9 protein-coding genes are annotated in these 13487 nt (G+C 26.1%); 4 read left to right on the top strand and 5 right to left on the bottom strand.

What is annotated here, in order from left to right; all coding sequences use genetic code 4:
- Positions 1-71: 71 nt before the first annotated feature.
- The 5 genes from LT335_RS00810 to LT335_RS00790 are packed head-to-tail and all read right to left on the bottom strand — an operon-like array spanning position 72 to position 7512.
- Complete coding sequence (locus LT335_RS00810; protein WP_249727912.1) at positions 72-1166, bottom strand: hypothetical protein; 1095 nt, start codon at positions 1164-1166, stop codon at positions 72-74.
- A gap of 17 nt (positions 1167-1183) precedes the next feature.
- Complete coding sequence (locus LT335_RS00805) at positions 1184-2176, bottom strand: hypothetical protein (RefSeq protein WP_249727911.1); 993 nt, start codon at positions 2174-2176, stop codon at positions 1184-1186.
- 11 nt (positions 2177-2187) lie between these two features.
- Positions 2188-3894, bottom strand: a complete 1707-nt coding sequence (locus LT335_RS00800) for a hypothetical protein (RefSeq protein ID WP_249727909.1) — start codon at positions 3892-3894, stop codon at positions 2188-2190.
- 13 nt (positions 3895-3907) lie between these two features.
- Positions 3908-6484 (bottom strand): hypothetical protein, encoded by a 2577-nt coding sequence (locus LT335_RS00795; RefSeq protein WP_249727908.1) that lies wholly within the window; start codon positions 6482-6484, stop codon positions 3908-3910.
- 32 nt (positions 6485-6516) lie between these two features.
- On the bottom strand, positions 6517-7512 hold the full coding sequence (locus LT335_RS00790; RefSeq protein ID WP_249727907.1) for a hypothetical protein: 996 nt from the start codon (positions 7510-7512) through the stop codon (positions 6517-6519).
- A 222-nt stretch (positions 7513-7734) separates the two neighbouring features.
- Between LT335_RS00790 and LT335_RS04445 the strand changes: the two genes are divergently transcribed.
- From LT335_RS04445 to dnaK, 4 genes are all read left to right on the top strand, one after another.
- Entirely contained in the window at positions 7735-9882 is a 2148-nt protein-coding gene (locus LT335_RS04445) for an ATP-dependent Clp protease ATP-binding subunit (protein WP_284069517.1), read from the top strand.
- Between the two features lie 70 nt (positions 9883-9952).
- Positions 9953-10963: a heat-inducible transcriptional repressor HrcA gene (gene hrcA, locus LT335_RS00780; RefSeq protein ID WP_249727906.1), complete on the top strand. Its 1011-nt coding sequence runs from the start codon at positions 9953-9955 to the stop codon at positions 10961-10963.
- Between the two features lie 21 nt (positions 10964-10984).
- Complete coding sequence (locus tag LT335_RS00775; RefSeq protein WP_249727904.1) at positions 10985-11614, top strand: nucleotide exchange factor GrpE; 630 nt, start codon at positions 10985-10987, stop codon at positions 11612-11614.
- A 10-nt stretch (positions 11615-11624) separates the two neighbouring features.
- Positions 11625-13463, top strand: coding sequence for a molecular chaperone DnaK (gene dnaK / locus LT335_RS00770; protein WP_249727902.1), 1839 nt, complete (start codon positions 11625-11627; stop codon positions 13461-13463).
- Positions 13464-13487 lie beyond the last annotated feature (24 nt).

Genomic DNA, 13487 nt, shown 5'->3' with positions numbered 1-13487 from the left:
AGTTAAATTTAACTACTATTTTTTGACATTATGTCAATATAGATTTAATTTTTACTCTTAACTTTGTTCTTCTATTTATCAATAGTTAAAGATTCTTTTATGCTAGGATTGCTTTTATTAAAAATATGATAAATTTTAATAGCATTGTTTAGATAATTAAAGTGAATTTCATTGTTGGAATTTTCTTGTTTTAGAAGTTCTCATGTTTGTAATTCATTATTATCTTTTTCATTATAGTGATATTTCTTCATCATGATTGAGATGTTATCTTGATAAATATAAATATTTGGTAAATCTGACATTTCTTTAATTAAAGTTTCAAGTTCTTCTTTTTGTATTTCAGAAAGGTTTTTTGGTCATTGATATTGGTTATTAATAGGGATTAAGGTGATTGAGTCACTTTGTTTCTGTAGCTTAGCTGCGAAGATTAAATAGTTTTCAGAGTTTACTCTACCAACATTATAGGGAAATAAGTCAATTCCTCCTAATTTTGTATAGCGATCAAATCCTGGATTTGTAGAAATAGGAAGATTATCTCATCATTTTTTTTGACCATAAATAGCATTAACAAATAATTGCGGAAAGAAACCAAAAACGATGCCGATAATTGGGCCAAAATATAAAATAGCAAGTAAAAAAACTTTAAAATTAGTTTTTTTCATTTCTGAAACAATTCCTCACGAAAAATATGAATTATTAATTTTACCATTCACAACTAAGCGATTAGCACTAACTTCAATTCATGATAATTTTTTAAACTCTTGTTTAGTTCTATTTTCAAAGTTTTTATTTTTTTGGTATGTTTCGTTACAAATTGGAATAATAGTAAATAATTGTGTAACATTATTAATTTCAAGATTTTTTATTTTTTGCAATTGTTGATTATTTTTTTTGACATAATGTGAGGCATAGTTTTCGGGCATATATTTAATTCCCATACTTAGAATAAAAATAAGATGGATTAAAACCGGAATACAAAAATCAAAAATAGATATAATCAAATCTCAAAATCAGCCTAAGTTAATTGTTAGCAAACTTATTGGAGCGAAAGCAAAAGTTATAATAGTTATGTATCAATTAAAGAAAATGAATAAAAATAATCTAAATTTAGTATTTAATTGTTTTATTTTAATGGCATTATTTTCATTATTATTAGTTTTTTTCATTTTTTTGTCTCCTTTAGTTAAATAGTTTTATTAAAAATATGGTAGATTTTAATAGCATTGTTTAGGTAATTAAAGTGAATTTCATTGTTAGAGTTTGCTTGTTTTAGAAGTTCTCATGTTTGCAATTCATTATTATCTTTGACATTGTAATGATATTTTTTCATCATGATTGAGATGTTATCTTGATAAATATAAATATTTGGTAAATCTGACATTTCTTTAATTAAAGTTTCAAGTTCTTCTTTTTGTATTTCAGAAAGGTTTTTTGGTCATTGATATTGGTTATTAATAGGGATTAAGGTGATTGAATCGCTTCGTTTTTGCAGTTTAGCTGCAAAAATCAAATAGTTTTCAGAATTTACTGCTCCGATATTTTTTGCAACTAAGTCAATAGAGCCTAATTTTTTATATTTGGTAGTACCATTGCTTTCACTTCTTTCTGAAAGATCAATTGAATTAAGAAGTCTTCTTATTGATATTGCAATAAAAATTCCGATAATTGGACCAAAATATAAAATAGTAAGTAGAAAACTTTTAAAATTATTTTTTTTCATTTCTGAAACAATTCCTCAAGAAAAATCTAAATCATTAATTTTGCCATTGACAACTAAACGATTATTGCTTGCTTCAATTCAAGATAGTCCATTTGAATAGATTTCCTGACAAATTGGTGTGACATTAAATAATTGAGTGACGTTAATAACTTCAAGATTTTTGATTTTTTGTAATTGTTGATTATTTTTTTGAAGATAATGCTCACGCAAATCTTTTGGCAGATATTTGATACCAATTCTTAAGCTGAAAAATAAACTAAAAAAAATTAAAACAGTTCAAAAACTTAATAAAATTCAAAAGACATAACTATGTTCTTGGAAAAAAGGCAGTGTGGCAGCTAAAGAGGCTCACTCACCGATAAAAATGATTGATAACGGAGTTCATAGTCAATTACAAACAATTAATAAAATTAATCTAATTTTTGGATTTACTTGTTTGACTTCAATATTATTCACTATTAATTTCCTTACTTTCTTAAAATATCATCATAGTTATTTCAGGTTAGATTTAAATCATTAAAGTATGTTGAATTATTTGTTAATGGGTTATCAATATATGATAATAAATTTTTGATGAAATATTCTTTATCATTGTTGTTATAGTTATTAATAAATTGTTGTTCTTGATTTTGAGCATTAAGATATTTGTTATTAAAGTTATTTTTTTCGTTAGTAAATGCCGTAATAAAGTCATCAGTAGTAGTTGAATTTTCTGTCAAATATCCATATTTTTTTTGAACTGCTTTTTCTCAATTTTCAGTTTGATTTGTTGTGAAAAGGTTTGTTTCAGTAAAGGTTTGAGTATTCATAGTATCAAATTCTTTGAGGAATTGATTTTGATTTGCTAGATCATTTAATTTATTATTAAATGATACTTTTTGGTTCATATAATCATTTTCTTTAATATTTAAATTCTTAACTGTTATTGAAATATCGTTTATTTGCTGATCAAGATTACTGATATAATCATTAATTGCATTTGATACTTTACTATCGGGATTAGCAACTTCTGTTTTTATATCAGCAAACATATTTTTTTCAATTGTATAATCTTCTTTTAAAATTTCCATTCCAATAAATGCCACTATTACTCCTACTAGAGTTGATGCAATTTTTACGATTCGAATTGCAAAATTACTAAGAATGTCTTTTATTAAATTAGTCACTATTGGATGTATTACTGCATTATATATTTTTAAATGTTTAAGATTGAATTGAAGCGAATTAGTTTGAATGTTTAAATCTTTATTGGCATTTGTTTCAGTTGTTGTGTAAGCATAACCACAAGCAATTGTGATTGGAACATATGCTCATGCTATTATTGGAAATCATGACAGAGCGATTTGAATAATAGATGCTCCTATAGTTAGTCAATATGTTGCTTTAAGTTTTGACTCTCATGAGTTAATTGCAGACAACATATTACTTACTAAGCTAGTTTGATTTTGAGCATCAATTTTAGTGACTAGTAATTGGTTTTTGTTTCCTAATAATGTTTTAATTTCTTGATTAATATTAGCAATTTCATCATTAGTTTCATCAATTAATGAGTTATATAAAACTATTTTTTTATTTAGGAAAGTTTTAAGAATGTAACTCATACTCATTTTACTAATTCAGGCTTCTTGGGCACTTGTTAAATAGTTTTTAATTAAACTATAATCACTAATAGTTGCTCCAATACTTCATTTATATAAATCAGTATTAGAACTTTTTAATTGCATATTATTTAAAGTATCATTTTGCAAGTTATTTTGTTTAACATAAATATAATCATAGTATTCGTAAAATTGCATTAAGATTGGTTTAACAAGATCAATTTTACTTTGCACTTGATAGGTATTTTCATTGTTTCAAATTATTCTTTGAGAAATTGAGTTGATAATTTTATTATCTAAATCTAATAGTTCTGACGCTTTAATAATTTCATTGGTTTTTGTGACACCAGTAATTTTTTTAGTTAATTCTAAATATTGAGTTACTAATTCTGGTGCTATTTCTGCTTTTAATAATGTATTTTTAACTTTATTAAAATCATACTTTTGATAAGGATTGATATTTCAATAATGAGTTTTATCAGAAGTTAATATCGTTGCAGTTAAAGTTCCAACAATTGTTCCTGACAAAAGTAATGTTCCACCAATGATTAATCAATAATGTCCTCGTTTTTTCATTTTTAATTTCCCCCTATTTTTCATTCGTATAAATTTTAGAACCAATTGTTAGTTCTCAAGTTCCATTTGGTAATACTTTTAAATATTGATTTAAACTATTTGGATCAGTTATTGAAAAGATAATTGCTTGATTTTTAACAACACTATATCTGTTATTAGCAGTATCACGGTATAAATAATAAAAATTCTCTTGATTATCGACTGTAAAATTATTAACAAATTTATAATTATAATCATGATCATATTCACTAATATCATATAAAAGATTAGGGTTTGGAGGTGTAGATTTAATTAATTCTCCATTGCGATATAAACCATCAATTTTTAATTGATAAATATTATTTTGATTATCATAGTCAAAGAAATAATTGTCGCTAATATCATATTTTTCAATAATTGGTTCTACTGCAGAAATGTCTTCATTAATTGCATATATTTTATTGTCGCTTTGAATATATATTTGAGAAGTAGTTTCTGAACTTCTAATTAAATTAATTTTAAATGGTGTTGAATTTATTAGTGATAAATCTACTTGAGTTAGTTCTTGCTTAGAATTCATAAGATATAGATTTCCAATGCCATCATGTTCTTCACTAATATCTGGTCGGACGTATAAAGTTTGGGAATATTTATTAATGGCAGCAATTACTCCATATCCTTCAAAGGTATATGTAGATACAATATTATTATCAATATAATAATCAATTTGGAAATGATTATCATTGATTTTGGTTTCGATAACTCAAAAGTCATGTTCGCCATCTTGTGAAATTTTATAGTCTAAAATAGTAGTTGTTTCTTTGTAATAATTAATTTTATACTTGATAGTATTTAAATTTTGGTTATAAACAGCAATTTTTGATTCATTAATTTGAGTCATTATATGAGGGTTATTATTTTCATCATAATCAACAAATTCAATTGGGGTCATTGAAACATTAGCGAATGAACTTTTTTCTTTAGCATAGTTAATATTAATATTTCTTGGATTTAATTCATTTTTAATGTATCGTGAGTTATTATTTGCTTTGATTGTTAATGAAATATTAGTTGCTTCACTTAATGAATCACTATCATTTGAATAACCATCTAAAGTAATATCTAAGTCATCACTAGTAATATTTTCATTAATATTTTGATTATCTGTATCTGAACTATATTCTTTAATTATTGTTAAAATTGCTGCTTTCAGTTCTGCTAAATTATTTAATGTTGAATAACCAATTCTTGAAATTGCTTTATTAATAAAACTAGTAATTGTTGGGTCTTTTAAATCAATCCGATTGTCAATTACAAATAAGTTAAAATCTAATTTACCACCAAAATATTGAGTTGTCATTGTTTCATCTGCAACGACATTAACTTGGACATTAGTTGGATCTAAATATTGATTATCATCAATTATTTCTGCATCATTTTGAGTTAAATTAACAATTAGATAATTTTCTATTCCTGGAAAACTAGCTGCAATGCTAATTTGACTTAAAACATCAGTTTTTAATGTTTTTGCTTGAGTGGCAATACTTGGTCTAATAACGAATGTATCAATTTTTAACTTGTCTAAGTGAATAACTTTATCAACAATATTAATTGTTAAATTAGAATTGATATCTTTTAAATACTTACTATTTGTTGCATCAACAATTATTTGATAGTTTAGACTTGTTAGCTTTGATTGATTATTACTTAATATATTATTATTATCTTTGATTGTAAGATTGAAATCAGATTGAGTTGTTGCATCTAAAGTATATAGATTATTAATAATATCTCTAATGTTACTATATAATGTTTTACCATTATCAATTAAATTATCAGGATGGTAGTTATCAAAGATTTGATTACTTAAATTTGCAACAGTTTGTCTTTCATCGCTGGCAAAGATTGTTAGTTTTGCAGTACCGATAATGAAACCATTAGCAATATTTTGATTTTCAGCAGTAGCAGAAATGATATAACTGCTATTAATATCTAATACTTCATGATTATTTTCATCGGCATTTGTGTAAATTTTATCTTGATGTTGAATTATGATTTTTAAGAAATCACCTAAGTGATATCTTGAATCTTTAATAGTTAAGTAAATTGCCATTTCAAATTTTGTCAATAAATCAGCAATTGTATTTCTAGATGATAAATATCAATTATTTTCATCATAATTAATTTTACTAATATCAGTTCGATCATCGATTACTGATAAATTAAGTGTTAAGTTTCCTTGTAAGTACTTACTATCTTGTGAGGCAGTTAAAATAATATTATAGTTGTTAACCATATTGATGTTTATGACTGGATTTCCATTTTTAGTAGTAAAAGTAATTAAATAATCATTTTGTGTTACCGATTTAATGTTATATTTTAGAATTGATAAAATATTGAGAGCAACTTTTTCTTTAGTTATAGTTAAATAACTATAAGTTAAATCATCGTTAGTAAATAAATTATTACAATCTGATAAATTAACAATATCATCATTACCAGGTTGATAATTATCATGCTTGATATTTGAATTAATACCACAGGCAGTTACTAATAAAGGTATTGTTAATAAAGATAAAATTGCGGTTGATATTATAATTTTTCTTTTCATTTTTATTACTCTTTTCCGTGAAAACTGATTTATTATAAATTACTAAAATAACGATTTTTATACATTATATTTATTGAATGTTTTTGATAGCTATTTCATAGTAACTGACTTCGTCAGATAAAGATTAATAAAAAGATTGTTAAGATTGAAAGAATTGGCAAAACTATTAATAAAATAATATCGGCAATTCTTTCAATCATAAATGCTTTAAAATACATTGGATAATAAAAATTTTCATTTATGATTTTTGCTTTTAAAAATTGAATATAAGATAAATCATTAATACTTCAATTTCCTAATAAAATTGGATTTGCAGTTGCGATTGATCCACTGATAAAGGCATCTAAAATTGTTAAGTAATTAGTATATGTATAATATTCATAATATTGTAGTCCTTGAAAATAAATCTGATTGCCTTCATTGTCAATTCAATTATATGTTTCATCACCACTGATTAAATAATTTAATTCAACTTTATATAAAGATTTATTTTTATAATCTGGTGCAATTAAATTGCTAATTGATTTACCATTACTTTTTCAACTACTATTATTAAACGAAAAATCAGTATATTTTTTGATTATATTAAATAACTGAATATTATAATCATTAATTATTGCTCATAAATCAATGTTGGAACTATAAATTGCTATTAATTTGTTATCTAATGTTTCTAATTCGTGATTCTTCTCTGCAACTGTTTGTTCTGAGTTGATTGCTAATTTATTAGCAATTAATCCAGTTAAAATATTTTCAGCATTCTTATTAAAAACATTTGTTAGTTGTTCTAAAACAACTTCATTATAATCAGGATAATTTTGATTTAATTGATATTTTTCTTTAGCAACATACTTTTCTAAAGCTTGATTTCAATTTTTTTGATAAATTAAAGTTTGATTATATAACCCAAATGGTGTTAGTACTAGACCAATTACAGTAAAAAGGATTAGAAAAAACCCTAAGACAAAACTAAATAATCATTTTAACTGTCTAACTTTTTGATAATAGAAATTAATAAAATCATTCATTATAACCTTTTTCTTTAAGTTTTAAATTTACCCACTGTTAATTTAATTGTAGTCTTATTAAAACTTAAAATCAATGCTGGAATAGTTATTAATGAAAAAATATTTTAGGTAAAAAAATTTTATAAAAATTAGCAGTTAATGATTGAAACTGCTAATTTTTTTTGATATCATATAACCAAGTTAGCAAATGGACTTAATAATTGCTAGAAAGAGGTTAAATACATGTTTAATTTTCAAGAACTTCCAAATTATAGCAACGATCCAAAAATTTTAGATAAGTTTGGTCGGAATTTAATTGCTGAAGCCAAGTCTGGTCGAATGGACCCAATTATTGGACGCGATGAAGACATTCGCAAAGTTGAAGAAATTTTATCAAGAAAAACAAAAAATAATCCAGTTTTAATTGGTTTACCTGGAGTTGGTAAAACAGCGATTATTGAAGGTTTAGCACAGCGAATTGTTCGTGGTGATGTTCCTAGTAATTTAAAAGATAAAATTATTTATGAAATTGATATGGGAGCTTTAATTGCTGGAGCCAAATTTCAAGGTGAATTTGAAGAAAGATTAAAGGCTGTGATTAATAAAGTTAAAGAATCTAAAGGTCAAATTATAATTTTTATTGATGAGTTACATTTAATTGTTGGTGCAGGCCGAACACAAGGAGCAATTGATGCTTCAAACTTGTTAAAACCAATGTTGGCTCGTGGCGAATTACATTGTATTGGTGCAACAACTTTAGATGAGTATCGTCAATATATTGAAAAAGATGCCGCATTAGAACGCCGTTTCCGTAAAATGATTATTAAAGAACCAACAGTCGAAGATACTTTGGCAATTTTACGAGGATTAAAAGAACGATTTGAAACTTATCACGGAGTAAAGATTCATGATAATGCTTTAAGATCTGCTGCTTATTTATCTGATAAATATATTACTGATCGCTTTTTACCTGATAAAGCTATTGATTTAGTTGATGAAGCGTGTGCAGGAATTAAAATTGCGATTGATTCATTACCAGCATCATTGGATGAGTTAAGAAGAAAAGTAATGCAATTGGAAATTGAAAAAGCTGCTTTAAACAAAGAACAAGATCAAACATCAGTTAATCGTTTACAAGAAGTAAATAAAGAATTAGCTGAAAAAAAGGTAACACTTGAAAATTTAGAAAACGAGTGAATGCAAGAAAAACAAGCAATTAATCATCTTAAAACTTTAAAAACAAAATTGGAACAAGCAAAAACTCAATTAGAACAATGTCAGTTAACTGGTGACTTTGGTAAAGCTGGAGAACTACAATATAGTATTATTCCAAAATTAGAAAAAGCTTTGAAAGACAATGAGAAGGTTACTAAAGCTGAAAGATTGTTAAAAGAAGATGTCACAAATGATGATATTGCTACTGTTGTTGCGAAATGAACTGGAATTCCTGTTACTCGTTTATTAACTAGTGAACGCGATAAATTATTAAATTTATCATTGATTTTAAGTAATCGTGTTAAGGGACAACCAACGGCATTGAAATTAGTTAGTGATGCTTTAATTCGTTCACGCAGTGGCATTAAAGATCCTAATCGACCAATTGGTTCTTTTATCTTTATGGGTCCAACTGGAGTTGGAAAAACTGAAGTAGCAAAGACTTTAGCAGATGCTTTATTTGATTCTGATAAAAATATTGTTCGTATGGATATGTCAGAATTTATGGAAAAGAGTGCTGTGAGCAAATTAGTTGGTTCACCTCCTGGTTATGTTGGTTTTGAATTAGGTGGTCAATTAACAGAAAAGGTTCGCCGTCAACCTTATAGTATTGTTTTATTTGATGAAATTGAAAAAGCTCATCCTGATGTCTTAAATATTTTATTACAAATATTAGATGATGGCAGATTAACTGATAGTCAAGGGCATTTAGTTGATTTTAGAAATACAATTATTATTATGACTTCAAATTTAGGTTCAGAGGCATTATTGGAAAATAAAGCAAGTAGTCAACAACAAGCTTTAAATATTTTAAAAACTCGTTTCCGTCCGGAATTTATTAATCGAGTTGATGAAGTTGTTATTTTTAATCCATTAAATCAAAATGTTATTCAAGAAATTATTCGTAAAGAATTAAATGATTTAGTAATGCGAGTTAATTCTGAAAAAGAATATCAAATTACTTATCAAGAAGACATTGTGCAACAAATTTTAAAAGATGCTTATGATCAAGAATATGGTGCAAGACCAATTAAAAGATATATTCAACAAAATATTGAAACTTTATTAGCACAGGCAATTTTAAAAGATCAGATAGTTCCTGAAAAACGATTTGCGATTGCTCTTGATAGTAAAACTAATGATTTTATTTTATCAACAAAATTAAAATTAAATTAGCACTTGATAATAATGAGTGCTTAAAGTTATAATTAAATTACTAAAGTTTTATTAGATTGGAGGTGTTAAGTTGTTAACAAAAAGACAAGAACAAATTCTAAAAATTATTGTTGAGCAATATATTAAAACAGGGGTCCCTGTTAGTAGTAAAGCAATTTTAACTAATGAAAATCTTAATTGCTCAAGTGCTACGATTCGTAATGAATGTGTTATGTTAGAAGAACAAGAATTATTAGAAAAAGCTCATAGTTCTAGTGGCCGAATTCCAGCAACAAAAGGTTATCGTTATTATGTTGATAAATTAATGTCTCAAAGCGAAGAAACTGATATTTTAATTTTAAAACAACGAATTGATCAAATTTTTAATAATCGTGATTTGGCAATTAGTGAAGTAATTAATCAAACTAGTACAATTTTAAGTGAAATGACAAAACTAATTAGTATTGTTATTGGACCAAATGTTAAAGAAGATACTTTAAAAAGAATTGAACTATTGCCACTTAGTGAAGAAAATATTTTGGCAATTATTATTACTAATAATGGTCATGTTGAAAATAAAATTTTTAATATTAAAGAAATTTCTTTAAATGACTTAACATTGGCAATTAATATTTTTAATAACCGATTAGTGGGAACAAAAATTAGTGAAATGAAGGAAAAAGTTTCATTATTGCAACCAATCTTAGCAAAACAAATTAAACAAGCAGAATATGTTATTCAAGGTTTTATTAATGCTTTACTTAATTTTTCAAAACCTTTGTCATCAACTCATGGTGTTCAATATATGTTAGAAAATCCTGAGTTTAATGATTTAAAAAAAGTAAAAACTTTAGTTAAATTTATTGAATCGCAATCACCTTGAAGTTATTTTGATAAGTTAAACGAAGAGCCAGTTCAAGTAAAAATTGGTGAAGAATTAGGTAAAAGTAATAAAGATATGGCAATGATTACAACAACTTTTAAAATTAATGATAATGATCAAGGTCAAATTGCTGTTGTTGGTCCAAAACGATTAGAATATGAAAAAATTACAGAAATTCTTAATTGGATTAATGACACAATTAAAAATAAGTTTGGTTAGAAAATAATGAGGTGAAAGATAATGCCAGATAAAAAGGAAAAAAAAGTGCAAGAAAATATTTCTGAACAAGCAACAGAGCAAGAAACTAAAGTAGTTAAAGAAAAATCAATTGAGGAATTAACAAAAGAAAATCAAGACTTGTTAAATCAAGTTGCAGATTTACAAAAAACTTTAACTAAACTAAAAGATGAACAAAAAAAATTAATTTTAGCAACGAAAGTAAATACTTTAAAAGAGCAAGAACTTCGGAATGAAGACTTTAGAAAATATGCTAATCAAAAAGTGATTAAAGAAACAATTTTACCTTTATTATTAGAATTTGAGCGGGCATTAAAGTTCAAAACTGATAATAAGGATGTGCAAAACTTTTTAATTGGTTTTAAATATATTTTTGATAATTTTAAAAATAATTTAAAATCAGAAGGGTTAGTTGCAATTACTGAAACGATTGGTAATCAGTTTGATAGCGCAAAAGCTAATGCAATTGAACAAATTGAAATTTTAGCAGAAACAAAAGAACAAAAAGATAACACAATTGCTGAAGTTTTATTAACTGGTTATCAATTAAATGATTGAGTTATTAGTCCAGTTCAAGTAAAAATTTATAAATTAAAAACTAATAACAAAGAAACAAAAGAAGAAAATAAATAAAAGAGGTGTAATGATGAAAGAAGTAATAATCGGAATTGATTTAGGAACAACAAACTCTTGTGTTGCCATTATGGAAGGTGACAAACCAAAAGTTATTGAAAATGAAAGTGGAGGAAGAACTACTCCTTCTGTTGTAACTTACAAAGGAAAAGAAATCTTAGTTGGTGAAGCAGCTAAAAGACAAGCTATTACTAACCCAGATCATACAATTATTTCTGTAAAAAGAGAAATTGGAACAAGTAAAAAGTTTCAAATTGAAAACAAAAATGTAACTCCAGAACAAGTTTCTGCTGAAGTATTACGATTTATTAAAAATTTTGTTGAATCAAAGTTAGGACAAAAAGTTAAAAAGGCAGTTATTACTGTTCCTGCTTACTTTAATGATCAACAAAGAAAAGCAACTAAAGATGCAGGAATTATTGCTGGATTAGAAGTTGAAAGAATTATTAATGAACCAACTGCTGCTGCAATTGCTTATGGTTTAGATAAAACTGATAAAGAACATAAAATCTTAGTATTTGACTTAGGTGGTGGTACTTTTGATGTTTCAATTTTAGAATTAGCAGATGGTACATTTGAAGTTTTATCAACTAATGGTGATAATCATCTTGGTGGTGATGACTTTGACCAAAAAATTATTGATCATTTAGTTAATAAATTTCAAAAATCAACAGGAATTAATTTAGCAAAAGATAAAATGGCTTTACAAAGATTGAAAGAAGCAGCAGAAAAAGCAAAAAAAGACTTATCAGGGTCTAATGAAACAACAATTTCATTACCATTTATTTCAATGGATGCTAATGGACCAGTTCACTTAGAAGAGAAATTAACTCGTGCTGAATTTGACCGTTTAACAGAAGACTTAGTAGCAAGAACAGTTGAACCAGTTCGTAAAGCTTTAGCAGATGCAAAATTAACTAAAGAAGGAATTGATGAAGTATTATTGGTTGGTGGATCAACAAGAATTCCAGCAGTCCAAAAAGTAATTAAAGATTTATTAGGAAAAGAACCAAACAAAACAGTTAATCCTGATGAAGTAGTTGCTTGTGGAGCAGCAATTCAAGGTGGAATTTTATCTGGTGATGTTAAAGACTTATTATTATTAGATGTAACACCATTATCTTTAGGAATTGAAACTTTAGGTGGTGTTATGACACCATTAATTAAAAGAAATACAACAATTCCAACTCACAAATCACAAGTATTTTCAACTGCTGAAGACAATCAACCTGCAGTAGATATTCATGTTTTACAAGGTGAAAGAGCTATGGCTAATGATAATCATAGTTTAGGAAGATTCCAATTATCAGGAATTGATCCAGCACCAAAAGGTGTACCACAAATTGAAGTTGGTTTTGATATTGATGCAAATGGGATTGTTTCAGTTACTGCAAAAGATTTAAAAACTAATAAAGAACAAAAAATTACAATTTCAGGAAATAGTAATTTAGACAAAGATCAAATTGACAAAATGGTGCAAGAAGCAGCAGCAAATCAAAGTGCAGATGAAAAACGTAAAGAAGAAGTTGATTTAACAAATCAAGCTCAAACTTATATTTATGACATTGACAAAATGTTAACAGAAACGCAAAAAGATGAAAATGCTCAAGTAGCACCTCAAATTGCTGAAATGCAAAAAATGCGTGATGATTTACAAAAATCATTAGAAGCAAAGAATTTTACTGAATTAAAAGCAAAATTGGAACAATTACAACAAGCATTTGCTGCAGCACAACAATTTATGCAACAACAAGGACAATCTGGAGTTCAATCAGAAGATAAGTCTGATGCAACTGATTTTCCAAAAAATTCTGATGATGTAATTGATGTTGAAGCAGAAAAGAAATAATATCTTAAAAGTAAAGTATTAAAA

The sequence above is a fragment of the Spiroplasma attinicola genome (genome assembly GCF_023509825.1).
In the GTDB taxonomy this organism is placed as follows: domain Bacteria; phylum Bacillota_I; class Bacilli_A; order Mycoplasmatales; family VBWQ01; genus Spiroplasma_D; species Spiroplasma_D attinicola.
The sequence above is the reverse complement of the archived record's forward strand: the minus strand, read 5'-3'. Positions and strand labels throughout refer to the sequence as shown.